Below are 25903 nucleotides of genomic sequence, written 5' to 3'. Positions count from 1 at the left end.
GTCTCAGTGGGCGGGGCCGTCGCTGGGTCGGGTGACCCACGGGGCGACCAGGAACACGAGGCCCATCAGGGCGTAGCCCTGCACGAAAGGCCAGGCGGGTGACAAGGATAGTACGGTGTCGGCCGGGGTCCAGACATAGGAGTGCATGAACCCGAGCATCGACAGCGCGGCGCCGGCGAAGCACCACCACGCGGCGTGCCTGAGCTTGCGCTCGATGACCGCGACCGTGGCGGCGGCGAGGAACATCGAGGTGAAGATGAAGCCCTGCTCGAGCGCGAAGGCCCCGTCGATCCACACGTCGGCGCGCTGGAACACCGGCACCAGCGCGGGTGACATTGCGCTCGTCGTGCCGTCGACGCCGCCGGCGCGCAGGCCCGCCTTCGCCATCATCGCGCCCCAGGCGCCGACCCCTGGCAGGATGCCGATCACCACCGCCGGCGCGTGCTCTCGCGGCGTGGCCTCGAACGCCTGCGCGGTGATGACGATGCCGATCCACAGGATGATCGCCATGCCGGCCTCGATCGGCACGGCCCAGGCGATGTACGCCAGCGTGCCGGTGAGGCACACGAGCGTGGCGAACACGCCGTTGAGGATCGAGTAACCGGCGCGCGCGCCCATGGCCTTCCAGCCGGGGTGGCCGATGTAGATCGTGGTCGGGAAGCACGAGCCGAACAGCGACGCGGCGAGGGTGCCGAGGCCGTTCATCGCCAGCGACGGCGTGGTCGGGAACGGGTCGCCGGCGGCCTCGGCGGCCTCGATGTTCTGCAGCGAGCCGACCACGTTGAACACGCCCATCGGCACGATCACCGCCAGGTAGGCCCACAGCATGTCGCCCGTCAACGCGTCGATCAGCGGCCCGATCACCGGCAGCGGCAGCTGCAGGCCGTGGCCGTGCGCGGGCGCCTCGCCGACCGGGGCGATGCCGGTGAGCCACGCGATCAGCGTGCCGAGAGCGACGGCGACGAGCCCGCCCGGGACCCCGCCCTTGAACTTGAGCCGGCCGAAGTACACCAGCAGCAGCACGCCGAGCGTGACGAGCCCGACCACCGGGCGCGCGAAGCTGCGGTACAAAAATCCGAGGCTGATAAACCCGAGCGCCACGCCCGACAGCGTCGACAGCAGCGCCGCCCGCGGCGTGGCCTTGCGCAGCCGCTCGGCGACGAAGGCGCCGCTCAATTCGATGAGGCCCGAGCCGAAGCACGCCACCAGCCCGGCCTGCCACGCGATCGTCGTCGGGTCGGCCGCGCCCGCGGCGGTCGCCGCCAGCTTCGCGGGCAACATGACCAAAAAGACATGTGCGAACACCGACACCGTGTTGATGCCGTAGGGCAGCGCGCAGATGTCCGAGCGGCCGAGCGCCTGGCCGAGCCGCCTGGCTTGCCACGCGTAGTAGAGGTTGCCGACCAGCAGCGAGACCGCGGCGCCGGGCAGCACCTGGCCGTAGAGCAGCGCGTCGGAGAAGCCGAGCACGTGGCGACACAGCGCGTCGATGAGCAGGAGCTGCACGAGGTTGTCGACCGCGAGGCCGAAGAACCCGTCGATGTCGCCGCGTTGGAACCAGCGCATGAGGCCCGATGTACCAAACCGCGCGCCGCTGGACCAGGACCCAGCGCCCGTGCTACGAGGACGGGGACATGCTGATCCGCGAGCGCCTGGCCCACAAGCGGCCTGTGTTCAGCTTCGAGTTCTTCCCGCCGAAGACCGAAAAAGGCGAGGCCGTGCTGTGGCGCAGCCTCGAGCAGCTGGCCCCGCTCTCGCCCGACTTCGTGTCCGTCACCTACGGGGCCGGCGGCAGCACCCGCAGCCGCACCCTCGACATCGTCGCCCGCATCAAGCGCGAGCTCGGCATCGAGCCGATGGCCCACCTGACCTGCGTCGGCGCCAGCCGCGACGAGCTCGCCCGCACCATCGACCAGCTCGGCGACCGCGAGATCTGCAACATCCTCGCCCTGCGCGGCGACCCGCCCAAGGGCGAGGCCGCGTTCGTCGCCGCCGAGGGCGGCCTCCGCCACGCCAGCGAGCTGGTGGCCTTCATCCGCGAGCGCGGCCCGTTCTGCGTCGGCGCCGCCTGCTACCCCGAGGTCCACCCCGAGGCCGAGAGCAGCGCCAGCGATCTCCGCTGGCTCAAGCACAAGGTCGACGCCGGCGTCGACTTCTTGATCAGCCAGCTGTTCTTCGACAACGCCAGCTATCACGACTTCGTCCGCCGCGCGACCGAGGCCGGCATCACCGTGCCGATCCTCGCCGGCGTGATGCCGGTGACCAACTACGAGCAGATCCAGCGCTTCACGCAGATGTGCGGCGCGACCATCCCGGCGCCGCTGCGCCAGCGCCTGCAGGGCACCGACGGCGACCCCCAGGAGGTGTTCTGGACGGGCGTCTCGTACGCGGCCCACCAGTGCCGCGCGCTGCTCACCCCGCCGGTCGGCGACCCGTTCTCGGCGCCGTTCACCCCGCCGCGGCCGGGCGTGCCGGGCATTCACTTCTACACGCTGAACAAGTCGCCGGCGACCCGCGCGATCTTCGAGATCTTGCGCCTGGCCCACGTGGCGGTGTGACGATGATGCTGCTCGCGGCCATGTTCGCGGCGATGCTGGCGAGCCCGCCGGCAGGCCCCGATCTGGCCGCGTACGTGCAGCAGACGCCGCGCTGCGCCGCCGAGGTCGAGCGCTGCTTCGGCGTCCACCTCCACCTGGTCGTCACCGGCGGCGTGGCGGTGCAGACGGTCGAGTGGGTCACGTCGCAGGTCGCCGAGGCCAACGCGCGCTTCGCCACGATCGACGTCAACTTCGAGGTGGTCGCCGCCGAGACGCTGCCGGCGAGCGACCTCGAGATCGACGATCGCGGCGAGCGCGACGCGCTCGGCGATCCGCACTTCAGCCGCGGCGTCGCCCACGTGTTCGTCGTCGGTCGCCTCGCCGACGTCGACGTCGCCGGCAGCGAGATCCGCGGCGTCCACTGGCGCTTCCGCCAGGACCGCGCGCGCCGGTGGGTCATTCTCTCAAAGATCGCCGGCGCGCTGACCCTCGCCCACGAGCTCGGCCACTTCTTCGGTCTGCCGCACTCGAGCTACGACGAGAGCCTGATGAACAAGACCCCGCGCGTCGCCTGGCTGACCGGGGAGCTCAGCTTCGCCGAGCCCGAGTTCGCCCGCATGCGTCGCCACCGCGATCGCATGCTGCGCGAGGGCATGCTGACCGATCGGGCAGCTCCCAAAAGCCAGGGCAAGCCGCCCGGCTGATGCGAGTAGCCCGACATGTCGCTTGAGACATGTCGGGCGAATCAGAGGTGTCCCGCAGGACAGCCCGGCGGACACGCGCCGGGCTCCGGGCTCAGTCCGCGTGGTAGACCACGCGCTCCCAGCCGTTGTTGGCGTTCAGCTCGGTGGTCGCGCCGCAGCGCCAGCCGCCGTTGATGTTGCCGTTGCCGGTGTGCCAGCACAGGCGCCGGTCGGCGTTGGTGTTGGTGGTGTCGCAGCTGTTGCGGGTGATGGCATCACCCTGTAGCGCGAAGCCCCACGACCAGGTGGTGGTGAAGTACCAGCCGGTGCCGTTGGCGTTGGTGGGCGTGTTGCTCTGGCCGATGTCGGTGATGACCTGCGGCCGCGGCGCGTGGGCGAGCACGGTGTAGTTGGCCGCGTTGACCGGGCGGCACGCGAGCATCAGGTTGGCCTTGTTGCAGGCGGCGAGGATCGTGGCGACCGAGGTCGCGCTGTTGCCGTAGGTGTCCTTGTAGCAGATAGACCAGCCGACCAGGGCCGCGGGCGGGACGTTGGTCTGCGGGCCGACGGCGGTGTACTTGGGCACCTGGCACAGGTTGTTGCAGGCGTCGTTGTTGTTCTGGTTGCCGTCGTCGCAGGCCTCGACGCCCTGCTGGACGAAGCCGTCGCCGCAGATCGCGGCCTTGCAGCCGGCGACGCAGGCGTCGGTGTTGCTGGCGTTGCCGTCGTCGCACGCCTCGGTGCCGGCCCACACCACGCCGTCGCCGCAGACGGCGGCCTTGCAGGTGTTGAGGCAGGCGTCGTTGTTGTTCTGGTTGGCGTCGTCGCAGGTCTCACCGAGCGCGGGCTGGACGAAGCTGTCGCCGCAGGTCGCGTTCTTGCACGCGTTGGTGCACAGGTCGGTGTTGCTCTGATTGGCGTCGTCGCACTGCTCGACGCCCTGCTGGACGAAGTTGTCGCCGCACTTGGCGGTCTTGCACGCGACGCAGGCGTCGGTGCTGCTCATGTTGCCGTCGTCGCACTCTTCACCGGCGTTGGCCTGGGTGAAGTTGTCGCCGCAGACCGGAAGCTTGCAGGCGAGGGTGCAGGCGCCGGTGTTGCTGTTGTTGGCCCCGCTGTCGCACTCCTCGCCCGGCTGCTTGAAGCCGTCGCCGCAGGTGGCGAGCTTGCAGACGTTGGTGCAGGCGTCCTCGTTGTTGCCGTTGCCGTCGTCGCACGCCTCGCTCGGGCCCTTGAAGCCGTCGCCGCAGACGTTGAGGGTGCAGTTGGCCTTGCAAGCGTTGCTGTTGCCGTTGTTGGCGCCGTCGTCGCACTGCTCGACGAGGGCCTGGACCAGGCCGTCGCCGCAGGTGGCGAGCTTGCAAGCGAGGGTGCAGCTGCCGGCGTTGCTGTTGGCGCCGCCATCGTCGCACTGCTCGCTCAGGTTCGCCTGCACGAAGCCGTCGCCGCAGGTCGGCAGCTTGCAGGCGTCGGTGCAGCCGTCGTCGTTGTCGCCGTCCTGGCCGTCGTCGCACGCCTCGCCCGGGTCGAGCACGCTGTTGCCGCACTCCTCGAGCTTGCAGCCGGCGCTGCAGCCGTCGCCGCCGTCGAGGTCGCCGTCGTCGCACTGCTCGTCGGGGCCGGGGTCGCCGTCGCCGCACACGTTGAAGCCGCAGGTCGCGTTGCAGGCCTGACCCGGGCCGTTGTCGACCCCGTCGTCACATTCCTCGGTGCCCGGGTCCTGGTTGAAGACCGAGCCGTCGCCGCAGACCGCCGCGGTGCACGCCAGGGTGCAGGCGCCGTTGTTGGAGTTGCCGACGCCGTCGTCGCACGTCTCCGCCAATTGCACGAAGCCGTCGCCGCAGCTGGCGTCGGTGCAGTTGTTGGTGCAGCTGTCGGTGTCCTCGAGGTTGCCGTCGTCACACTGCTCGGTCGGCGCGACGATGCCGTCGCCGCAGCTGGCGAGGTTGCACGCGTTGGTACACGCGTCGTCGTCGACCTGGTTGCCGTCGTCGCAGCCCTCGCCCGGCCCGGTGAAGCCGTCGCCGCACACGTTGTTGGTGCAGTCCGACTTGCAGCCGTTCGTGTCGCCGTTCATGGCGCCGTTGTCACACTCCTCGCCGGGGCCCTTGTCGTCGTCGCCGCAGGCGTTGGCCTGGCAGGCGGCGTTGCACGGCTGCCCGGGGCCGTTGTCGCCCCCGTCGTCGCAGGCCTCGCCGGGATCGACCGCGCCGTCTCCGCAAGCCGGCTCGGGCTCGGTCGTGGATGTCGAAGGGTCGTCAGTGGTCGACGTGGTCGTGGCGCCGGTCGTCGTGGTCGGATCGCCGCTCGCGCTCGCCGAGGTGGTCGGCGGGGTCGTCGGGTTCGTGTTGGTGGTCGAAGACGTGCCCGGCTCGGTCGAGCCCGTCATCACGTCGGTGGTATTCGCGCCCTCGGTCGTCGTGGCGCTGCTCGCGGGCACGTCGCTCCCACAGCCCGCGGTCAGCGCCAGGCCACAAGCGCCCGTCAAGAATCGATGCTTCAATCCCCTCACTCCCAACCCCCTTGGTGACTCCCTTTATAGAGAGAAGCTCGGGTGCTGTGAATCAGGCCGTCCTCGAATCTGCGTTCGCGACTGCTATGAACATTCGAAGTCGAGGTCGGCGACGAGGGTGCGATCGAGTGGCAGCGGCGAGCCCTCCGCGGACGCGAGCGTGAACGCGGCGGGCGCGGCGCAAATGCAGTTGCTGACCGCGTCGGCGGGTGTCTGCCGTTGCATTCTGGCGGCGCGCGCGCCCGGTGGGGAGCGCGCGCGGCGAGGGAATGTGTGGTGTGATGATTCGGCGGATCGCGCGAGCTCAGCGCGTCCAGGGCAGCTCGGTCCGCTCGACCCGTGACATGGCCTCGACGGTGCAGAAGCCGACGTCATCGAGGCACTGCGCCGGAGCGAGGCCGAAGCCGCCGAAGTAATCGCGGCACTCGGTGCCGTCGGGGCACTGCGGGTCGCCGAGATTGCACATGGGCGTGCAGCAGGCGATCGCGCCGTCGGGGCAGCCGCCGGGCACGTACTCGGGGGCCTCGCACGAATAGCCGGGGTCGCAGCCGTTGCCCTTGTCGCACGCGTCGCCGAACTCGCCGGTGGCGCCCGAGAGGTCCACCTCGCAGAAGAAATCGTTGACCCACTGGCCCTTGATGCACACCTCGCCGGCGCCGCAGGTCGACAGGTCGAGCGGATCGCACAGGCGCTCGCACTTGGGCAGGATCCAGCTGTTGTAGAGGACGCAGCGCTCGTTCTCGCCGCAGGTCGGGTTGGTCTGGCTGCAGCCGCACAGCGGCTGGCAGACCTGGCTGCCGACCATCGCGTCGAACTGGCACAGGAGCCCGGCGTCGCAGGTGTCGCCGTCGTCCTCGGTGCCGCAGAACTCGCCGCGCTGGCGCGGGAACTGGGTCAGCGGCACGCAGGCGAGCGCGTCCCACTGGGCGCCGATGACGGTGCACTTCTGGCCTTCGGGGCAGTCCTGGGCGTAGATGTCGCAAGCCTCGAGCGCGGTCGGCTGGTCCGGGGCCGCGAGCAGGGTCGCGTGGGGATAGAGATGCTCGTGCGAGACGGCGATGTCGCCGCTGCGATCGACGAGCGGATCGCAGGCGACGTTGTCGTCGGCCAGGTGACAGGCGTCGACCGGCGGCTCACCGGTGGTGTCGGTCGTCGAGCCCGGGTCGACGGAAGTGGCGGTGACCGTCGTCTCCGGCGAGGTAGTGTCGGTGCCGCTGGTGCTGCTCGTGCTGGTGGGTGGATCGGCGGGGCCGCCGGTCTCGCTGGTGCCGCCGGTCTCGCCGGTGTCGTCGCTCGAACTCGGGGCCGCTTCGGTCTCGCCATCGCCGCCGCCGCCGGGACAGCCCAGCAGCACCAGGGCCGCGGCCGCGGCCGCGAGGCCGCGACAATGTACATACCCGTGCCTTTGATGATTGTCGCCGAAATGACCAAACATGATGCCGCTCGCTTTTTTGAACGAAAGAATACGCAGGCCCTCGCGCCGCGCGCAGGTCGCGAGCGTCCGCTGCTCGCGCCGCGCTCGTCGGAGGCGCCGCTCACAGGGTCAGTGCCCCCCGACCGCCCAAACAATTTGGCGAGGGCCCCGACTTTCCCGCGGGCCCTCGCCGCGGCCGGCTCAGGGCGCGCGCGCGACGGCCCCGGCCGCCGCGCCGCGGCCTCCCACGAAAAAAGTCAGTGGACCACGACGGCCGCCTCGGGGTGCGGCGCCGGGGTGCCGTCGACGAAGCGCTCGCGGATCGCCAGCACCTCGTCGATGTTGTCGAGGAACACGTGGACGAGGTGCGGGTCGAAGTGCGAGCCGGCGCTCTTGCGCAGCAGGTCGAGCGCCGCCTCGAGCGGCCAGGCCGACTTGTAGGGGCGGGCGCTGGTGAGGGCGTCGAACACGTCGGCGATGGCCGCGATCCGGCCGGCCAGCGGGATGTCCTCGCCGCGCAGGCCGTGGGGGTAGCCGCTGCCGTCCCACTTCTCGTGGTGCGTGTGGGCGATCATCGCCGCCATCTCCAGCGGCGCCGCCGTCGAGCCGTGGAGGATCCGGTACCCGATCTCCGCGTGCGTCTTCATGATCGTGAACTCCTCCGGCGTCAGCCTCCCGGGCTTGAGGAGGATCCGGTCGGGGATCCCCAGCTTGCCGACGTCGTGCATCGGGCTGGCGATCCGCAGCAGCTCACATGTACTGGGGGACAGGCCGATCTTGCTGCCGATCATGTGGCAGTACCAGCTCATGCGCTGCAGGTGCTGCCCGGTCTCGTCGTCGCGGAACTCGGCCGCGCGCGACAGGCGATAGATCGTCTCCTCGTGCGAGGCCCGCAGCTCGTTCTGGATGCGCGTCAGCTCGGACACCACCGTCGCCAGCTCGGCGGTGCGGTCGTCGACGGCCCGCGCCAGCGCGCCCTTCTGCTGCTCGACGTTGTCGTAGTAGCGCTTGACCCGCACGCAGTTGCGGATCCGTGCCAGCAGCTCGACCTCGTCGAACGGCTTGCTGAGGAAATCGTCGGCGCCGGCCTCCATGCCCTTGCGGCGCAGCTCGCGGTCGTTCACCGCGGTGATGAACACGATCGGCGTGTGTGTGCCCCGCGGGTGCGCGCGGATGTTGCGACATACATCGAGCCCGCTCATGCCGGGCAGTCGCATGTCGAGCAGCACGGTGTCGGCGCCGCGGGCGAACACCTCCTGCAGCGCCTGCTCGCCCGAGCTGGCGAGGGCGACGTCGTAGCCCTCCAGGCGCAGCAATTTCTCGAGCAGCCGGCGCATCGTCGCTTCGTCGTCGACGACGAGGATTCGGCCGCCGTGCTGCTGCGGAGCGCCGCTGTCCATGGTCCGACGTTACCGCGGATCGCGGCGCCCGCGGGGCCCGCGGATCCGCGCGTCGTGGTAGGCTCCCGGTCCATGCGTGAGGACCCGCGGCGAGCGACGCGTACTGCCCTGTGCGGGGCGATCCTGGCGGTCGGGGCGTGGGCCTCCGCGGCGTGCGACTCGGCGCGTAAACCCGCGAGCGCGCAGCAGGCATCGCGCCCGGCGGCGACCGCGGAGAACGCTGCTCCGTCGGCGCCGACCACGACCGCCGCGCCCGCCGCCGCGCCGACGACCACGCGGTTGCCCGCGCCGCCGCGGCTGGTCGCGCTCGGCGACGTGCACGGCGACTTCGAGGCGACGCGCGCGGCGCTGCGGCTGGCCGGGGCGATCGACCCCCAAGATCGGTGGATCGGCAAGGATCTGGTGGTCGTGCAGACCGGCGACCAGCTCGACCGCGGCGACGGCGAGCGCAAGATCCTCGAGCTGCTCGAGCGCCTGCAGGGCGAGGCCAGGGAGGCCGGCGGCGCTTTGCACGTGTTGAACGGCAATCACGAGCTGATGAACGCGGCCGGCGACCTGCGCTACGTGACCGCGGGCGGCTTCCTCGACTTCGAGCGCGAGCCCGGCGTCGACCTCGCCGACCCGCGCGCCGCCCGCGTGCCCGAGCCCATGCGCGGCCGCTGGCTCGCGTTCGCGCCCGGCGGGCCGTGGGCGCGCAAGCTGGCGCAACGGCCGGTCGTGCTCGTCATCGGCGAAACCGTGTTCACCCACGGCGGCCTGCTGCCGCAGCACGTGCGTCGCGGCCTCGACACGATCAACGACGAGGTCCAGCGCTGGCTCCGCGGTGACGGGGAGATCTCCCCCGAGCTCCTGCAAGACGACGAGAGCCCGGTCTGGGTGCGTCGCTACTGCCTCGAGCCCAAGCCGGCCGAGTGCGAGGTGCTGCGCGAGACGCTCGCCGCGGTGCCGGCCAAGCGACTGGTCGTCGGTCACACCGTGCACAAGGAGGGCGTGATGACGGCCTGCGACGGCGCGGTGTGGTGCATCGACGTCGGCATGGCGGCCTACTACGGCGGACACCCCGAGGCGCTCGAGATCGTCGGCGACAAGGTCACGGTGTTGCGCGAGCCGTGATGTGAGTGCCGGACGCAGTGAGGGCTCGCACTGCGAGCGCCCGCGTGCGTGCCCCGGTGCCACACTAGAGGCGGCCAGCGGCGATTCGGAGCGGCATCGGACGCGCTCGATCGAGCCCTGGAAGGTGCCCCGATGTTCCTGTTCCGCGAGGCAGCAATGAGCGACGAAGACGCGATCTTCGAGCTCGCGCGCCACCTCAACAGCCTCAATCTGCCGCCCGAGCGGCCCTACATCCACGAGCTCCTCCAGCGCTCGTTGGCCTCGTTCCGCGGCAGCCCCGACTTCGACCCGACCCGCCGCTTCCTGTTCGTGCTCGAGGGCGACGACGGCCAGGTCGTCGGCACTTCGATGATCCACGCCCAGCACGGCGACACCGACGAGCCGCACGTGTTCTTCCGCGTCATGCACGAGGAGCGCTACGCCGACCTCCGCGTCACCCCGAACTCCGAGGTGCACGACGTCCACATGACGCACACGATGCTGTACCTCGGCCAGACCTACGACGGTCCGACCGAGCTCGGCGGCCTGGTGCTGCGCCCCGAGCTGCGCCACCACCCGGAGAAGCTCGGCCGCCTGCTGTCGCTGGCGCGCTTCGTGTTCATCTCGAGCCACCGCGGGTGGTTCCGCGATCGCCTGCTCGCCGAGCTGCTGCCGCCCCTGGTCCAAGGGCCAGGTGGCACCACGCGCTCGCCGCTGTGGGACGCGCTCGGCCACAAGTTCACCGGCCTCACCTATCACGAGGCCGACCGCCTGAGCCGCTTCAACAAAGAGTTCATCTGGCGGCTGTTCCCGACCATGCCGATCCACGCGTGCTTGCTGCCCGAGGGCGTGCAGGACATCGTCGGTCAGGTCGGCCCCAACACTGTCGGAGCCAAGCGGCTGCTCGAGAGCATCGGCTTCCAGTACAGCGGCCGCGTCGACCCGTTCGACGGCGGCCCGCACTACGAGGCCGACACCGACCAGGTGACGATCGTCCGCGACACGCAGGGCTACGCGCCGGTGGTCGGCGAGCCCGACGCGTCGGCTCAGCCCGGCATCGTCGCCGTGGTCCAGGGCCGCGCGCCGCACTTCCGTGCGGTCTGGACCCCGGCGCAGGCCGTGTTCGCCAGCGACACGCCGCCTGGCTCGCCGCCGACGCAGGTGCTGATCCAGCGCGAGGCTTTGCAGCAGCTCGGGGTGCTCGCGCCGGGGCAGGACACGCCGTCGCCCGATGCGCGGGTGCTGGTGGCGCTGCGTCCGCAACGCCGCTACTCGGACCGCGTCGCCAGCGTGCCGCCCGGGGCTCGCTCGCCGACCGGCTCGCTCCGCCTCACCTGACCCGAGGGACATGTGACTCGCAGCCGCGGCTGCGCTCCAGGACATCGCTCGCTGGGTCCATGCAGCGAGCGGTGCGCGCCGTGCAGTTGGCAAAGTCACTCGCCTCGTCGCGGGCAGGGCATCGCCCAGGGAGATGCCCCCGCCTCGTCGCCGCGAAGCTTGCGAACCCGAGAGATCGTTGGCCGCGAAGCGGGCTAAGGTGGCCCGTCGATCTCGCCGGCCGTTCGTGACGAACGGCGAGCGCGCGCGAGACGGCCACGATACCCACATGCTCCCTACACGAAGCATTACCCTCTCCGCTTGCCTGTCCCTCTCCCTCGCCGCTTGCGGTGACGACGGCGACGCCTCGAGCTCGGACACCGCGAACATCACGGCGACGCTGAACCCGAGCGGTCCGGGCGTGTCGACCACCGGCGTCGACGAGCCGACCTCCACCGGCACCACCGGCGACCCGTCGGGCACGATGAGCGACTCGGAGTCGGCCACCGAGCCGGCGACCAGCACGACCGCCGACGCGACCGGGACCGGCTCGACGACCGAGGCCGCGACGAGCGACGACACCTCGGCGACGACCGACGATACGACGACGACCGACGGCACCTCGTCGACGACCGACGACACCACCACCGGCAACGACACCACCGGCGGCAGCGACGATTGTCAGGCGCCGGCGACCCAGCCGCCATGTGATGAGGCCGGCGACGACATCTTCAAGGCGATCGGCCTCAACTGCTCGGACAACCCCGCGGCCGCGATCCCGATCACCAACCCCGTGATCATGGCGCCGGACACCAGCAGCTACCGCGTCGCCACCCACTTCGGGACCGCCAAGGATCCGATGGACCCGAACCAGTGGGCGTGGGCGCCGAAGGAGGGCTCGCGGTTCCTCGTGATCGGCTCGGGCACGTTCCCGAACCTCGAGGCCGACGGCGGCCTGGTCGAGCAGAACAACCAGGACAGCCAGGGGAACGGCAACCCCGACAACCTGATGCAGCTCCCGGGCGTCATGCACCACGAGGTGGGCAGCAACAACGGCGCCGGCGGGACCCCGTTCATGAACTGCGACGGCGTCCACGACTGCTCCGACACGATCGCCAACCAGTGGAACGGGATCGGCGCTGGCGTCGCTCACGACGTGTTCTACATGTCGTTCGACCTCCAGGTCCCGCAGGGCACCCACGGCTACCTGCTCGACTTCGTCTACTTCACCGAGGAGTGGCCGAACTTCGTCGGCGCGTCGGTCAACGACATGCTGATCGTGTGGTCGACCAGCGAGACCTTCACCGGCAACGTCACCTTCATCGACGAGCAGCCGCTGACGGTCACCGCGCTCGACCCGTACATGACGATCCTGCCCGGCGACCCGCTGCTCGCCGGCACCGGCTTCCCCGGCGACGGCGAGGGCGCCGCGACCGGCTGGTACACCGCCAAGGGCTCCGCCAAGCCGGGCGAGAGCTTCACGCTCGCCATCTCGGTGTTCGACCTCGGCGACACGGTGTGGGACACGGTCGGCGTGATCGACAAGTTCCGCTGGGACTGCGCCGGCTGCGTGCCGAACGAGGTCGACAGCTGCGGCGTCATCCCGCAGTGAGCTGAGCTCGACGAGGCGCGGCGGCGACGGGTGAACCGTCGGCGCCGCGCTTCGTTTTAACATTCGGGGCTCGTGGATGATCCAGCGAGATGTCCTGAAGGCCATGTAAAATGTCCGAAGGGACATCTCGTGCATGGGCGCCCGGACAGGCCTGGCCATCCCACCGCCGTCGGACTCGCCGAAGGGCCGGGGGCGCCCGGCCCGAATCCGCGCCGTCGCGGCGGACCTGAAAATATTCGCGAGGCGGGTGTCAGGAACCGGCGCGCCCGAGCAACCCCTTCATGAAGCCGGACGCTCTCCGCCCGGCACGCACGAGGCCCGCGACGACGCATGGCGTCCGTCGCTCCCGCCCGACCCTTGCGGTCGGACGTCGGGCCCTCGTGCGCCCGAACCAGCGCATTCACAGCCCACGTTTTTGTATCGAGGTCACCATGCACAAGCACATCCGTAACTTCTTCGCCCTCTCGTTCCTCTGCGCCGCCGCCTCGGCGCTCACGCTGTCCGCCTGCGACGCCCCCGGTGACGACGGCGCCACCCCGGAGTCGCAGCCGACGCTGCTCACGCCCGCGGAGCTGGGCCTCGGCGACGGCTGGGTCGAGCAAGACAAAGGCCTGTGGAGCCGGATCGGCGCCGACGGCCAGGAGGAGTTCGTCGGCGTCGGCGAGCCGGGCAAGCTGCACGGGCTGGCCAGCCTGTACGCGGCGGAGGAGCACCTGGCGATCGCGGCGGAGGTCCCGGGCAGCGAGACCTCGCCGGGGCAGCTGGCGGAGATCCGCGCCCTCATCGTCGAGATCGAGAACAAGGAGATCGCGGCGCCCAGCGCCGAGTCGTTCCGCTGTCAGGCCCAGCTGACGCACACGGCCCTGGCCGGCCCGAGCACCTGCAACGCGGTCCAGGCCAACGCGGGCGTGACGTACAACAACGCCTGCAACGCGATCACCGAGACGATCAATACGTACACTTACGCGACCTGCGGCGTGATCACCACGACCCATAGCTGCGGCCCGAAGACCGGCCTCTCGGTCGGCTGCGGCTCGACCTCGACCCTCTCCAGCGCGTCGTCGGCCTGCCAGTCGTACGCGTACGCGGCCAGCAACTACTACTCGACCTGGAAGATCAACGACATCAAGGGCTACTGCGCCCCGCCCGAGGAGCCCACCTGCGGCCCGTGCCAGGGCAACTACGATTGCCATTGCGGCGAGGAAGAGGGCTGCATCCCCCGCAATCAGCTCTGCAACTGAGCGACAGCCGACTGTCACCACCGCGGCGGCGCGGCGCTTGCTCGCTCGAGCAGGCCCGCGCCGCCGTTCGCGGTCACCACGCCCACAGGCGCACGCCGATGATGCCGTGGAACATCAAGTAGAGGGTCATGCCGAAGCTGGCGAGCGCGGCGGCGCTCGGGACCAGCCGCACGGACAGCGGCACCGTGCGCGCCACCCCGGCGCGCACGACCTCGGCCACAGCGGCGGCCGAGCAGGCGGCGAACACCAGGGTGCCGAGGCAGAGCCCGACGCTCAGCGGGTTGGCGGTGGTGTAGGCCTCGGCGCGGGCCATGTGCATGAACAGCAGCGGCAGCGCGACCCACGTCAGCCCGGCCGCGGCGGGCCAGGCGTGCAGCGCGAACTCGCCGCTGGCGATCGCGCGGCCGCGCAGGCGGCGGAACGCGGCCCACAGCGCCCACCCGAGCGCCCACAGCGGGGCGAGCTGGGTCAGGAAGTTGGCCGCTGCGAGCGCCAGCAGGCGCGCGCGGGCCCACGCGTACGAGCCCTCCTCGAAGTAGGCGAGGCCGCCGAAGAGGATCTTCCGGTCGTCGTCGCCGCGGGTGAGGCGGATGCTGGTGCCGCCCTCGCGCCAGTGACGGAAGCCGCCGTCACCGGTCGGGACCATCTGCACGCGGCCGCCGGTCAGCATCTCGAGGTCGACGCCGGCGGGGTCGGGGCGCACGGAGATGCCGATCATCGCCCGCTCGAGGAAGCCGAACAGCTGCACGCGCGGGTTGGCGTACCCGTAATAGCCGGTGAGCGCCGCGATCGCCTTCGGGTCGGGCGCGAGCGGCGGCGGCGGCGGCGGGACGGCGCGACCGCCGGTGAGGTAGGCGAACAGCAGCGCGCGGATCTCGAGGTATGCCGGCAGCGAATGCGTGCTGTTCAGCAGCATGACGTAGCCGACCCCGAGCTCGGGGAAATAGCGGTAGCTCGAGAGGAAGCCCGGCAGGCCGCCGTCGTGGCCGCGGCCGCGCGACGCGTGCAGCACGTCGCCGTAATTGCCGAGGCCGTAATTGGTGTCGGTGCCGAGGTACGCCAGGGTGCCGGTCCGCTCGATGCGCGCGAGCGACTCGGGGCCGACGATCGCCGGGCCGCCGAGGTCGCCGCGGCGCAGCCAGAAGTGGACCAGCTGCCCGAGCTCGCGCGGGGAGGCCAGCAGCGCGCCGGCCGGGGCGTGGTAGATCGGCTGGAAGGTGGCGGCGCGCTCGATGCCGTGATAGCCGGTGGCGAGGCGGTCGGCGTATTCGCGGGTGCGACGAAAGCGGGCCGTCGGCATGCCGAGCGGGCGCAGCACCTCGCGCTCGAGGAACGACTCGTACGATTCGCCGGTGGCGAGCTCGATGGCGTGACCGGCGAGCGTGTAGCCGGGGTTCGAGTACGACGCGCGGCTGCCCGGCCGCCAGCGAGCGACGCGCGAGTGCGGGTTGATGGCGAGGGCGTCGCGCGGGGCGGGGCCGTCGTCGGGGCTCCAGTACTCGTTGAAGCGCATCTCGTCGAAGCCGGCGGTGTGCTCGAGCGCGTGCGCGAGGGTGATCGGCGAGGAGGCGTCCCAGTCGTTTGTCAGCGCGATGTCGGGCATGCGCTCGCGCAGCGGCTGGTCGAGGTCGAGGCGGTCCTGCTCGACCAGGCGCATGACGCCGAGCGCGACGAAGCTCTTGGTGATCGAGGCGACGCGAAACTGGGTGTCGGGGCCGACGGGGACGCCGAGGTCGCGGTCGGCGAGGCCGACGCCGCCGGCCCACTGCACGCCGTCGCGGTCGACCAGGGCGAGGCCGACGCCGGGCACGCCCTCGCGCTTCAGCACGGCGGCGATGCGGGCCTGCAGCTGCTCGAGCGTCGGCGGGGCCGCGACCTCGAGCGGTGGCGAGGCGGTGGTCGCGTGCATGAGCGCCGACTCGTCGAGCACGTGACCAGCGGGCTCGACCGTGTCACCGAGCGCGAGGCCGAGGCCGAGCAGGATAAACAGGAGGACGGCGAGCGCGCGCCGCCTCACCTGGCGTCCACGGAGGTCCGCCGTCAAGACCGAAGGGGGATTCACGCGAGCAGTGTAACAGGGTCCGCGTAGGTCGCCGGGCCCTCGCCCCGGACTTCGCGGGCCCGTCCGCTGCGACACAGCGTTCCTCGCAGGAGAACGCCCGAGGTCGCGGAACGCACGCGCGGACCTTGTCGCGAACGGCCGCGAGGGCGACACTGGCGAGGCTTTGCTCGCGCCGTCGCGGATCGGCCGCTTCGTCGTCCTGCGTGAGCTCGGCGCAGGCGCGATGGGGGTCGTGTACGCCGCGTACGACGCCAAGCTCGACCGGCGCGTGGCGATCAAGGTGCTGCGCGACAACTACCCGGGGGCGCACGAGCTCGGCACGTCGCGGCTCGAGCGCGAGGCGCAGGCGCTGGCCCGCCTGTCGCACCCGAACGTGGTCCAGGTCTACGAGGTGGGCCCGGTCGAGGGCGGCATCTTCATCGCGATGGAGCTGGTCCACGGCCGCACGCTGCGCGAGTGGTTGCGCGAGACGCCGCGCGACTGGCGGGCGGTGCTGACGGTGTTCTTGCAGGTCGGCGCGGGCCTGCAGGCGGCCCACGCGAGCGGGGTGATCCACCGCGACATCAAGCCCGACAACATCCTCGTCGGCGAGGACGGGCGGCCGCGGATCCTCGACTTCAGCCTGGCGGCGCCGATCGATCGCCAGGCCGAGCTCGATGCGCTCGGCAACATGCGCGCCAGCAACGTGCTCATCACCCAGGACGGCGGCTTCGTCGGCACGCCGGCGTACATGTCGCCCGAGCAATTCCTCGGCACGCCGACCGACGCGCGCAGCGATCAGTTCAGCTACTGCACGACGCTGTGGGAGGCGCTCTACGGCGAGCGGCCGTTCCCGGGGGCCACGGTGGAGCAGATCCGCGGGGCGCTGCTGCGCGGGCGAGCGGCCGCGCCGGCGCACGACCGGGTGCCGACGGCGATCCGCCGCGCCGTGGAGCGCGGGCTGCAGATCGATCCGGGCGCGCGCCATGCCGACTTCGCGGCCCTGCTCGCGGCGTTGTCGCGCGACCCGCATCGCACGCACAAATGGGTCGCCGGGCTGACGGCGCTGGTGGTGACGATCGGCGCCGGGTCGGCGCTGGTCCAGCCGGCGGCGATCGACTGTCGCGCGGCGGCGGCGGCGGTCGGCGAGGTCTACAACCCCGGTCGTCACGACGCGCTGCTGCTGAGCTTCGCCCGCAGCCCGTTGCCGTACGCGCGGGCGTCGGCGCGGGCGCTGGTCGACGAGCTCGCGGGCTACGCGGCCCGCTGGGCCCGCACCGCCGAGCAGGCGTGCGTGGCCACGCATATCCGCCACGAGGCCTCGAGCGAGCTGCTCGACCGCCGCGGCGCCTGCCTGCGCGAGCGCCTCGGCGAGCTCGAAGCCTTGCTCGCGGTGCTGGCCGACCCGGCGGCGGCCGAGCGCGCGCTGCAGGCGGTGCGCGAGCTGCCGGCGCCCGAGCGCTGCTTGCAGCCGCGTGAAAGCGAGGTCCGTGTCACCGCGCGCGAGGCGGCGCCGCTGCAAGCCCGCCTGGCGGCGGTGAGCGCCCAGCTGGCGGCCGGCGACGACGCGCGGGCGCTGGCGCTCGCACAATCGGTCATGTCCGAACAGACAGGTCTCTTGGACCCTGTCCTGAAGGATGAAGCCCACTACTGGCGCGGCCGCGCGGCGCTGGCGAGCCTGCAGCTCGAGCGGGCCGAGGCCGATCTGCACCCGGCGTTCCACGGGGCGATCCGCCGCGGCGACGACGAGCTGGGCTTCCGCGCCGCGATCGCGCTGGCGGAGGTGGCGTCGCGGCGGGCCCAATTCGCGATCGCGGAGGAGTGGCTCGATCACGCCGAGGACGCGCTGCAGCGCGGGCAGCTCGGCGAGGGCCCGCTGGCCCAGCTCGAGCTGCGCCGCGGCGAGGCGCTGAGCGACGCGGGCCGCCCGGCAGAGGCGCTGGTGGCCCTCGGCCGGGCTTCGACGACGCTGCAGCGAGCGCTCGGCCCCGACGCGTTCGAGCTGGCGCGCGTGCACTTGCTCCGCGGGATCGCGCTGCGCGACCTGGGCCGCGTCGACGAGGCGCTGCAGGCGTTCGCGCGCGACGAGGAGATCTTGCGCGCAGCGTTCGGGGAGTCACACCCGAGCATGGTGGTGCCGCTGAACAATCGGGGGGCGGCGCTGCTCGATCTGGGGCGCGCGGACGAGGCGCTGGAGCTGTTCCGCCGCGGGCTGGCGATCCGGCTGCGCGCGTACGGCCGCGACCACCCGCGCACGGCGTTCTCGCTGTCGCAGGTCGGCGAGGCGCTGACCGACCTGCACTGCCACGCGGAGGCCGAGGCGGCGCTGCGCGAGGCGCTGGCGATCAGGCTGCGGATCCTCGGACCCGACCACCCGGACGTGGCGGAGACGCTGACGGGCCTCGGCAACCTGGCGACCGAACAACGCCATCACGCGGAGGCCCGCCGGCTGCTGACGGAGGTGCTGCGGATCCGCCAGGCAGCCTACGGGGACGATCACGACATCGTCGCCAGCGCCCACCGCAACCTCGCCGACGCGGCCCGCGAGGCCGGCGATCTGGTGACGGCAGAGCGCGAGCTGGGCCGCGCCGAGGCGATCTGGAGCGCGCACCTGCCGGCGGACCACCCGAAGGTGGCGACGCTGCAGCTCGATCGCGGGCAGCTGGCCGAGGCGCGCGGGCAGCTCGAGGCGGCGGCGAATCACTACACCCGCGCGCTCGAGCTGACGCAGCAGCGCCTCGGCGCGGAGGACCCGAAGCTGGCGCCGATCCTGCGCGCGCTCGGACACGTGCAGCTGGCCCGCGGGGAGCGTGCGGCCGCCGCGGCGGCGTTGGGGCGGGCGACGACGCTGCCCCCGGCCCCGCGCCCGCTGGCGCCCGAACGGGTGGCGCGCGCCCACTTCGACATGGCCCGCGCGCTGTGGCCGGAGAGCCCGATCCGCGCCCGCGGCGAGGCAGCCGTGGCCGCGGAGGCGCTGCGAGACTCACCGGGCGAGGCGGAGCTGCTGCGCGCGATCGAGGCCTGGCGAGCGACGCACCGCGAGTGAGGGCAAGAGCGCCGGTTGCGAGGGTGCTCTCATGAACATGCTCCAAGGGACATGTCGGTCTTCAGGCTATCATCCGGCGCAATTCCGGTAATATGATTGTAAGGACATGTCTTTCAAAACATGTCCTTACAAGAAGATTACTCACTCGGTCGCGAGCAGCTCGGTGAGCTGGTCGAGGCTCGACCCGTAGCCGCCTTGCATTGAAGCGTGGCCCGCGAGGAACGTCGCGCGCTGGGCTGGCGTCGCGTGGATCGGCAGGCCGCGGAGCGTCACGAGCGTCTTGCCGTCCTGTTCCGTCAGCGTGATCGTGTGCAAGATCTCCTGCGGCCAGTCGTCGGCGAACGGCGGCGCGATGATGTTGCCCTCGCCGTCGGCGAACGAATTGACGAACACCAGGCGCTCGGGCGGAGTCAGCTCCACGTACTTCATCTTGCCCCACATCTCGTGGCCGTCGGCGGCGCGCATCGAGTAGTGGTAGATCCCCCCGGGGCGGGGGTCGTGGCGGCGCGTCTGCATCGTGAAGCCCTTCGGGCCCCACCAGCGCGCCAGCCGGTCGGCCTCGGTGAAGGCGCGGTAGACCAGCTCGCGCGGGGCCGCGAATTCGCGGCGCACGACGAACTCGACCGCGAGGTCGTCCAGCAGCTCGTGCAGGCGGTCGAACGTCGAATTGGCGCCGGCGTACCCGGCGGCCCGGTCGCGCGCCTCGACCGAGGCGAACTGCATGCGCATCACGACCTCGGTCTGCTGGCCGCGGTCGTGGAACTCGGTGATCACGTGGAATCCGTTCGGGTCGTCTTCGACGTCGGAGCCGTGGTCGTAGACGAGGCGCTCGGGCACGACGACCTCGCGGTAGCGGATCCGGTTGGTCCAGTCGGTGCCGTCGGCCGTGCGCATCACGTAGCGCCACACGCCGCCGGGGCGCACGTCCATCTCCTGGATCGTGGTGGTGCAGCCGCGCGGGCCCCACCAGCGCACGACGTGCTGGGGCTCGGTCCAGGTCTTGAACACCAGCTCGCGCGGGGCTGCGTACACGCGGGTGATCACCAGCTCGCGGTCGCCGGCAGTCTCGAAGGGATGGGAGGTCGTTGCGGTCATGCGTTCTCCTGGTCGGTGCGATCCGTGCAATGGGGGGACAATCGTCAGACGGTCATATGGGGAATGGGCGCGGGCGTGGCGTGCTCGTCCGAGCCGTGGGCGCGGCGAAGCCACGCGACCGGTGCGGTACGGGTGCTCGCGCGCCCGGGGGCGCGCGCAGGAGAGGTCGACGGTCAGTGCTTGCGTCGCGGCTTCTCGTCGTCGCCCTGGAGCTCGCGCAGGTAATCGTCGAGGCGGTCGAAGCTCTCGTCCCAGAATTGGCGGTAGTGCTCGGTGAAGGCTGCCACCGCGCGTAGCGGGGCGCCCTCGAGCCGGCACGGCCGCTGCTGGGCGTTGCGCCCGCGGCTGATGAGCCCCGCGCGCTGCAGCACGCGCAGATGCTTCGAGATGGCAGGCAGGCTCATGGCGAACGGGGCCGCCAGCTCCGACACGGAGGCCTCCCCGTGCGCGAGTCGAGCGAGGATCGCCCGCCGGGTGGGGTCGGCGAGGGCGGCGAAGGTGGCGTCGAGGTCGTTGGCCGGCATGTTAGTGGTGAACCGTTCGGTTACCGAACCTTTTGGTTAAATAAAAGGCGTAGAGCCGCCTGTCAAGGGTCTTGCGACGGGTCGGCGCGATTTCGTAAGGACGAAGCGGCGGGCTCGGCCGGGGCGCCGGGGATCGCTGGCGAGTGACATGTCCCCGAGGATCGGCGTCATCGAACTTGGAGAGCCGCGATGACATGGCCCGTCGGGCCGGGGTGCCTGGGCTCGCCGGCGAATGGCATGTCCCCGAGGACAGGCGTCATCGCGCGTGGAGAGCCGCGATGACATGTCCCATCGGACATGTGCAAGCGGCGACTCAGCGCGGCGCCGCGATCGCGCCTTGCAGCTCGAGGTAGCGGCGCAGCAGGCCGACGCGGGCGTCGCAGCCGGCGGGGTCCGTGTCGCACAGGTTCTTCGTCTCGCGCGGGTCGGCCTTCAGGTCGTAGACCTCGAGCGTCCGCTTGCGGCGGTTGTCGATCACCTTGAGGCCGTCGGGCAGGAGCAGGGCGAACACGTCCCACGTGGCGCTGAGGACCGGCCTCTCGCACTGCGGGGATTCGCCGCGGAGGGCCGGCACCAGCGTGCGGCCGACGAACGGGCCCGGGGTCTCGACGCCGAACAGGTCGAGCAAGGTCGGCGACAGGTCGAGCAGCGGCAGGTCGCACGGGCTCTCGTGCGCGGGCACGGCCGGGCCGGTGATGACGAGCGGCACCCGGCACTGCTCCTCGTAGGGCGGTCCGCCGTGGTGCTGCACCCCGTGCTGGCCGAACGCCTGCCCGTGGTCGGCGCTGACGATCACCAGCGTGCGCGGCCACAGCCCGGCCTCGCCGAGCCAGGCGTCGAGGCGGGCCAGCTCGCGGTCGATGTTGGCGAGCTCGGACACGTGGCGCGCGTAGGCCCGGCCCTTGCGGTCGCCCGAGTCGAACGGGTGGTGCGCGTCCATGAAGTGCGCGAACAGGAACAGCGGGCCGTCGCCGTGCTGCCGCAGGCGCGTGACGATCGCGTCCATCACCGCGGGCGCGTAGGCCAATTTGTCGCCGGCGTGGATCGTCGCTTCGATCTCCTCCGAGAAGCCGCGACCGATTTTATTGATATGATTGACCAGCTCGAACTGACTGAGGACGTGCACCGTGGTGACCCCGCGCGCGGTCAGCAGATCGGCGATGCGCGGCCGATCCTCCTTGACGAGCGAGCCCTGGGTGGCGCTGTCGCGGGCCCACCGCAGCTGCGGGACATCGACGCCGGTGAACAGGCTGGCGAGGGTGAAGCGCGTGACCGTCGAGGGGCTGATGGCCCGCGGGACGGAGAAGCCGGCGTCGCGCCAGCGGTGCAGCGTCGGCAGCAGCTCGCGGTTGGTCGGGTTTTGCAGCACCTCGGCGCGCATCGAGTCGAGGGTGAAGAACAGCACGATCGCGTCGGGCGGCAGGAGCGGCGGCTCGGTCGCGGCGATCGGCGGGGCGTCCTGGCGCGAGGCGAACGACGGGGCGAGCTCGGGCGGGATCGTTATGTGCTTGTACTGCGAATCATCGATCGTCACGCGCCACGGGGGCACGTGCGCGGCGAGGGGGGCGGAGTCGAGGCGCGTCAGCTCGACGCGGGCCGCGTTGCCTGGATCGGTGACCACCGTGACGACGGCGAGGGTGGTGACGACGGCGAGGGCGACCCGGCGTGACGCGGGGCGGAGCCGCCAGCGCGGGAGCATGCCGGTGAGCGCGGCGGCGGCGAGGGTGCTCGCGGCCATCGCTAGGAAAACGTGCACGCCCGGATAGTCGAGCGGCAGGATGCGGGTGTTTAGAATCGCGGCGATGGCCGCGACCGCGACGGCGAACCAGCGAATGCGAGGTCGGGCCATTCGCCGGCCCGCGAGGTAGGCGACGGGCACGGCCTGGGCGAGTACGACGGCCAGGAGGACGGCGAGGGCCGCGGCGCGCTCGCGACCGGCGAGGCGCAAGGTGAAGTTGTCGAGGTCGGGGGCGAGCATCGCCCAACCGAGGAGCCCGGTGGCGAGGCCCAGGACCAGCGGGGCGAGCCATCGGCGCGGCGGGGCGAAGCGCTGCCACAGCAGGGTAGCGAGGCCGCCGACGAGGCCGAGGAACAGCAGCTGGCCGGCGTCGAACAAATGGTTCAGCGCGCGCACCCGCGGGCCGCCATTGGGCAAAGCGCGGGCGGCGATGCAGCCGGCGTTGACGAGCGCGAGCCCGGCCCAGGCGAAGACGACCGCGGCGGCGGGGCTCAGAGGTCGCGCGTCGGCCACGAAGGCGGCGACTATACACGCGGCCGCCGCGGCCGGTCAGCGGCGGCGCAGCGGCCGGTCCTGCTGCGTCGCCCGAGACGCGCCGCGGAGGTCGGGACCTCGCGCTGCGAGGACGACCTCGAGGTCGCCGCGAGCGTCGACGCCTCGGGCAGCGAAGACGCAGGCCGCGAGCGTCGACGCCTCGGGCAGCGAAGACGCGGGCCGCGAGCATCGACGCCTCGGGCAGCGGAGACGCAGGCCGCGAGCGTCGATGCCTCGGCAGCGAAGACACAGGCCGCGAAGACGCAGGCTGCGCCGGCGCCTCGCGTTGCGAGGACGCCGAGCGCGAGGCAGGTCGGATCAGTCCGCGAGGGCGCGGACGTTGAAGAGGGCGATGTACATCGGGCCGAGGGCGTCGGGGTAGAGCACGTCGGCGCCGGCGCGTTCGGCCAGCTTCTCGGCGGCGGCGAGGCCGTCCTTCAGGGTGCCGGGTTGTTCGACGGGGTCGTCACTGGTGAGCGGGCCCAGCACCTGGTCGGGGATGTAGCGATCGAACACGTGAGCGCGGCGAAGCACCCCGCCGGGCATGGCGACCAGGACGATCTTGTACTCGGCGGAGATGACGATCTTGCGCTCGGCGTCGAGCAGCGAGAAGCGCGAGCCCTGGTAGTCCATGTCCATGCCGCTGACGCCGAGGCGCTGGCACAGGGCCACGAACGCGTCGCTGCCGATCTGGCCGGTGGCCGCGAGCGGGCCGGCGGGCTCGGGCGGCGGCAGGTCGTCGTCGTCGTCGTTCTCGCCGTCGCCGAGCTCGCCGTGGTCGAGCGCGAGCAGGCGCCAGAAGTTGTCGCCCTCGATGCGCTCGACCACCAGCGGCCACGCCTCGTCGTCGATCACGGTCACCTCGACCCCGTCGCCGGCGGCCACCAGCGCCGTGAACTCCTGCGGCTCGTCGTCGATCTCGACCTCGACGACCACCCGCTCCTTCAGCGTCAGCTGCCCCGGCTGGCTGCCGGGGGGCGCCCACTCCCGCCGCAGCCGCGTGGCCCCGGCCCGCAGCTCCATCAGCTGCGTGCGGCTGAGCAGGAACGGCGGCAGGTCGGCGTCGAGGCGGTCACACTCGTCGTCGCGGGTCGGCTCTTCGAGCGCGGCGGACAGCCACGACCCTTGCGACAGCACGGCGATGGTGCGGCTGTCCGTCAGGCTCTCGTTCGAGAAGGCGATCACGGCCTCCGGCTCGCCTTCTTCGAAGGCGCTCGACAGCACGAGTTGATCGTCGGTCTCGAGGATCTGGAATTCGTAATTGTCGGAGGCGTCGAAGTCGGCCATCTCGTAGCGGAGCAGGGCGCCCGGGGAGAGCAGAGACATGGGGGGACCTTCCTGTCGGGGAGCGCGAGGCATAGCCGAGGGCCGTCGCGAGCCGCAAGCGCGCGCTCCGCACAGCCGTCGCTGACGACGAACGAGCCGACGACCGCAGCGAGGCGGTGAGATGTCTGAAGAGACAGGTTGATGGCGAGGCGCCGCGCGGCCCTGCGACGCGAGCGCCGCGGCGTGTGAGTCAGACCTCGGCGGCGGGGCGAGGGCGGCGAATCTTCGCGTCCGTCGCGGCGCTGCGGGCGGGTGCGGGCGCGGCGGAGGGCGAGCGCTAAGCTCGCCCGCCGTGAACACGACCGCGATCGACTGGCGCTGGGACGACCTCGCCGACGCCCTGGTGGCGGGGCTCGGGGCCGCGTCGGCCGAGGTCGAGCTCGAGCAGGCGGTCCGGGGCCTCGACGCCCGCAGCGAGCTCGAGCTGCACCCGGTCCTGCGCGAGGGCCTGCGGGGGGCCGGCTACGGCGTGACGGCCGAGGTCAGGTTCCCGCGCGACCGGATCCTGCGGCGCCGCTCCGAGGGTGTCCGTTGCGACATGGTCGTCACGCCAGGTGGCAGGCCGCTGGTCGACCCCGCGGCGCAGGTCGGGCTGTTCGCCCCGACCGACGCGGTCGAGCTGGTCGACGCCGCCTGGCTCGAGGTCAAGGTCGTCGCCCAGCACAACGAGCGCGGGCCCAACCGCGCCTACGCCAGCGCCCTCCAGCGACCTGTCTGGAAGGACATCGACAAGCTGGCCGCCGACCCGCACATCCGCCACGGCGCCGCCGTGCTGGTGCTGTTCACCGGCGACGCCGAGGTCGCCGTGCACGATCTCGGCGTATGGTCGTCCGCCGCCAGCCTGCGCGGGCTGCGGCTGATGCCTCGTGAGCAGCGGTCCGTGGCGATCGGCGACCGCCTCGGCAACCGGCTGTGCACCGTGGCCGTGTTCCCGCTGGACCGCGGCCCCGCGTGAGCGCAAGGCCGGCGTGTGCGCAAGCGAACGCAGGCGCCGCAAACGCCCGTCACAAGGGCAGGGCGGCCGTGGTATGCGGACCGGCGCCTGTGCCGGCGAGAAGGGTGCGGCGCCGCGGCGGTTTTTGCCGTAAGCTGCACGGACCCGGGCGATCGTTCGCCGACAACCCTCGAGACGCATTTGAACAAATATCACACTTCCCGCTGTCACGCGCGCGACCTTCACCAGGGAGACCAGACGTGAGCAACTACTACTCTTCCGGGAAGCGATCCCGCGAGGCCAATAAAGCCAAGAAGCAGCAAGAGAAGGCGCAGGCCCGCGAGGCCCGCCGCGAGCGCGGTCCGCGGGAGATCCCTGTCGCTACCGCCGAGGACCTCACGGGCTCGCTCCCCTCGATCGAGGATGCGATGCGGGCGATCGAGAATCCGGGCCAGGAGCGCTCGGCCGCGACGATCCCGGTGCGCCTGTTCGTCGGCAGCTTGAGCAGCAGCACCACCGCGAGCGACCTCCGCAATGCATTCGCCAACTACGGCCCGGTCGCCGACGCGGTCGTCATGACCGAGCGAGAGACCGGCGCTTCGCGCGGGTTCGGCTTTGTCACCATGGGCAATCGCAAGGACGCCCCCCGGGTCATCGAGGCGCTGAACGGCGCCGACCTCAAGGGCTCCTCGATCGTGGTCAACATCGCCACCGAGCGTCGCTGAGCTCGACGCGACCGTCTGGCCGCGTCGTTGCGTCGGCCGCCGAGGCATGGTACCCGTCCGCGCGTCTTTCGTCCGCGGCGCGAGGTCGCCTGCGCCTCGGCCTGCGCCTTGATTGGCGCCGACCCCCGCGAG

Annotated in this window: 18 protein-coding genes; 9 read left to right on the top strand and 9 right to left on the bottom strand. The window is 71.5% G+C overall.

Going from position 1 to position 25903, the window contains the following annotated elements:
• Positions 1-3: 3 nt before the first annotated feature.
• Positions 4-1566 carry an NCS2 family permease gene (locus POL25_RS35805; protein WP_272090844.1) on the bottom strand — a complete coding sequence of 521 codons (1563 nt, stop codon included), beginning with the start codon at positions 1564-1566 and terminating at the stop codon, positions 4-6.
• A 68-nt stretch (positions 1567-1634) separates the two neighbouring features.
• On the opposite strand from POL25_RS35805, the gene metF reads away from it, so the two are divergent.
• Both metF and POL25_RS35795 read left to right on the top strand, forming a co-directional pair.
• On the top strand, positions 1635-2558 hold the full coding sequence (metF, locus tag POL25_RS35800; protein WP_272090843.1) for a methylenetetrahydrofolate reductase [NAD(P)H]: 924 nt from the start codon (positions 1635-1637) through the stop codon (positions 2556-2558).
• A 2-nt stretch (positions 2559-2560) separates the two neighbouring features.
• Positions 2561-3241, top strand: coding sequence for a matrixin family metalloprotease (locus POL25_RS35795; protein WP_272090842.1), 681 nt, complete (start codon positions 2561-2563; stop codon positions 3239-3241).
• Positions 3242-3332: 91 nt separating this feature from the next.
• Here the strand turns inward: POL25_RS35795 and POL25_RS35790 are convergent, their stop codons facing one another.
• The 3 genes from POL25_RS35790 to POL25_RS35780 form a co-directional block, all read right to left on the bottom strand.
• A complete protein-coding gene (locus POL25_RS35790) occupies positions 3333-5723 on the bottom strand; it encodes a DUF4215 domain-containing protein (RefSeq protein WP_272090841.1) in 2391 nt (796 codons plus the stop codon).
• Between the two features lie 313 nt (positions 5724-6036).
• A complete protein-coding gene (locus POL25_RS35785) occupies positions 6037-7167 on the bottom strand; it encodes a hypothetical protein (protein WP_272090840.1) in 1131 nt (376 codons plus the stop codon).
• Positions 7168-7403: 236 nt separating this feature from the next.
• A complete protein-coding gene (locus tag POL25_RS35780) occupies positions 7404-8546 on the bottom strand; it encodes a response regulator (RefSeq protein WP_272090839.1) in 1143 nt (380 codons plus the stop codon).
• 72 nt (positions 8547-8618) lie between these two features.
• Between POL25_RS35780 and POL25_RS35775 the strand changes: the two genes are divergently transcribed.
• The 4 genes from POL25_RS35775 to POL25_RS35760 all read left to right on the top strand — a co-directional run bounded on the left by POL25_RS35775 (position 8619) and on the right by POL25_RS35760 (position 13808).
• Positions 8619-9659, top strand: coding sequence for a metallophosphoesterase (locus tag POL25_RS35775; RefSeq protein WP_272090838.1), 1041 nt, complete (start codon positions 8619-8621; stop codon positions 9657-9659).
• Positions 9660-9791: 132 nt separating this feature from the next.
• On the top strand, positions 9792-10976 hold the full coding sequence (locus POL25_RS35770; protein ID WP_272090837.1) for an arginine N-succinyltransferase: 1185 nt from the start codon (positions 9792-9794) through the stop codon (positions 10974-10976).
• A 268-nt stretch (positions 10977-11244) separates the two neighbouring features.
• Entirely contained in the window at positions 11245-12567 is a 1323-nt protein-coding gene (locus POL25_RS35765; RefSeq protein WP_272090836.1) for a hypothetical protein, read from the top strand.
• 431 nt (positions 12568-12998) lie between these two features.
• Positions 12999-13808 carry a hypothetical protein gene (locus POL25_RS35760; protein WP_272090835.1) on the top strand — a complete coding sequence of 270 codons (810 nt, stop codon included), beginning with the start codon at positions 12999-13001 and terminating at the stop codon, positions 13806-13808.
• Positions 13809-13881: 73 nt separating this feature from the next.
• Here POL25_RS35760 and POL25_RS35755 read toward each other — a convergent pair whose 3' ends face one another.
• Complete coding sequence (locus tag POL25_RS35755; protein WP_272090834.1) at positions 13882-15870, bottom strand: serine hydrolase domain-containing protein; 1989 nt, start codon at positions 15868-15870, stop codon at positions 13882-13884.
• A gap of 163 nt (positions 15871-16033) precedes the next feature.
• Here POL25_RS35755 and POL25_RS35750 point away from each other — a divergent pair, with 163 nt between their 5' ends.
• A complete protein-coding gene (locus POL25_RS35750; RefSeq protein WP_272090833.1) occupies positions 16034-18895 on the top strand; it encodes a serine/threonine-protein kinase in 2862 nt (953 codons plus the stop codon).
• 141 nt (positions 18896-19036) lie between these two features.
• Here POL25_RS35750 and POL25_RS35745 read toward each other — a convergent pair whose 3' ends face one another.
• The 4 genes from POL25_RS35745 to POL25_RS35730 all read right to left on the bottom strand — a co-directional run bounded on the left by POL25_RS35745 (position 19037) and on the right by POL25_RS35730 (position 24112).
• Positions 19037-19990 carry an SRPBCC domain-containing protein gene (locus POL25_RS35745; RefSeq protein ID WP_272090832.1) on the bottom strand — a complete coding sequence of 318 codons (954 nt, stop codon included), beginning with the start codon at positions 19988-19990 and terminating at the stop codon, positions 19037-19039.
• Positions 19991-20163: 173 nt separating this feature from the next.
• Positions 20164-20514 (bottom strand): ArsR/SmtB family transcription factor, encoded by a 351-nt coding sequence (locus POL25_RS35740; RefSeq protein WP_272090831.1) that lies wholly within the window; start codon positions 20512-20514, stop codon positions 20164-20166.
• A gap of 313 nt (positions 20515-20827) precedes the next feature.
• A complete protein-coding gene (locus POL25_RS35735; RefSeq protein ID WP_272090830.1) occupies positions 20828-22765 on the bottom strand; it encodes a sulfatase-like hydrolase/transferase in 1938 nt (645 codons plus the stop codon).
• Between the two features lie 339 nt (positions 22766-23104).
• Positions 23105-24112 carry a hypothetical protein gene (locus tag POL25_RS35730; protein WP_272090829.1) on the bottom strand — a complete coding sequence of 336 codons (1008 nt, stop codon included), beginning with the start codon at positions 24110-24112 and terminating at the stop codon, positions 23105-23107.
• Between the two features lie 292 nt (positions 24113-24404).
• On the opposite strand from POL25_RS35730, the gene POL25_RS35725 reads away from it, so the two are divergent.
• Together POL25_RS35725 and POL25_RS44685 are read left to right on the top strand one after the other, a co-directional pair.
• On the top strand, positions 24405-25067 hold the full coding sequence (locus POL25_RS35725; RefSeq protein WP_272090828.1) for a hypothetical protein: 663 nt from the start codon (positions 24405-24407) through the stop codon (positions 25065-25067).
• Between the two features lie 239 nt (positions 25068-25306).
• A complete protein-coding gene (locus tag POL25_RS44685) occupies positions 25307-25771 on the top strand; it encodes a hypothetical protein (RefSeq protein ID WP_272090827.1) in 465 nt (154 codons plus the stop codon).
• Positions 25772-25903: the final 132 nt, after the last annotated feature.

The organism is Nannocystis bainbridge (assembly GCF_028368995.1).
GTDB lineage: Bacteria > Myxococcota_A > Polyangia > Nannocystales > Nannocystaceae > Nannocystis > Nannocystis bainbridge.
The sequence above is the reverse complement of the archived record's forward strand: the minus strand, read 5'-3'. Positions and strand labels throughout refer to the sequence as shown.

Excerpts from the sequence above, each read along its gene's own strand:
- POL25_RS35805 (WP_272090844.1), bottom strand. The coding sequence starts at position 1,566 with ATGCGCTGGTTCCAACGCGGCGACATCGACGGGTTCTTCGGCCTCGCG.
- metF (WP_272090843.1), top strand. The coding sequence starts at position 1,635 with ATGCTGATCCGCGAGCGCCTGGCCCACAAGCGGCCTGTGTTCAGCTTC.
- POL25_RS35795 (WP_272090842.1), top strand. The coding sequence starts at position 2,561 with ATGATGCTGCTCGCGGCCATGTTCGCGGCGATGCTGGCGAGCCCGCCG.
- POL25_RS35785 (WP_272090840.1), bottom strand. The coding sequence starts at position 7,167 with ATGTTTGGTCATTTCGGCGACAATCATCAAAGGCACGGGTATGTACAT.
- POL25_RS35780 (WP_272090839.1), bottom strand. The coding sequence starts at position 8,546 with ATGGACAGCGGCGCTCCGCAGCAGCACGGCGGCCGAATCCTCGTCGTC.
- POL25_RS35775 (WP_272090838.1), top strand. The coding sequence starts at position 8,619 with ATGCGTGAGGACCCGCGGCGAGCGACGCGTACTGCCCTGTGCGGGGCG.
- POL25_RS35770 (WP_272090837.1), top strand. The coding sequence starts at position 9,792 with ATGTTCCTGTTCCGCGAGGCAGCAATGAGCGACGAAGACGCGATCTTC.
- POL25_RS35765 (WP_272090836.1), top strand. The coding sequence starts at position 11,245 with ATGCTCCCTACACGAAGCATTACCCTCTCCGCTTGCCTGTCCCTCTCC.
- POL25_RS35760 (WP_272090835.1), top strand. The coding sequence starts at position 12,999 with ATGCACAAGCACATCCGTAACTTCTTCGCCCTCTCGTTCCTCTGCGCC.
- POL25_RS35745 (WP_272090832.1), bottom strand. The coding sequence starts at position 19,990 with ATGACCGCAACGACCTCCCATCCCTTCGAGACTGCCGGCGACCGCGAG.
- POL25_RS35740 (WP_272090831.1), bottom strand. The coding sequence starts at position 20,514 with ATGCCGGCCAACGACCTCGACGCCACCTTCGCCGCCCTCGCCGACCCC.
- POL25_RS35730 (WP_272090829.1), bottom strand. The coding sequence starts at position 24,112 with ATGTCTCTGCTCTCCCCGGGCGCCCTGCTCCGCTACGAGATGGCCGAC.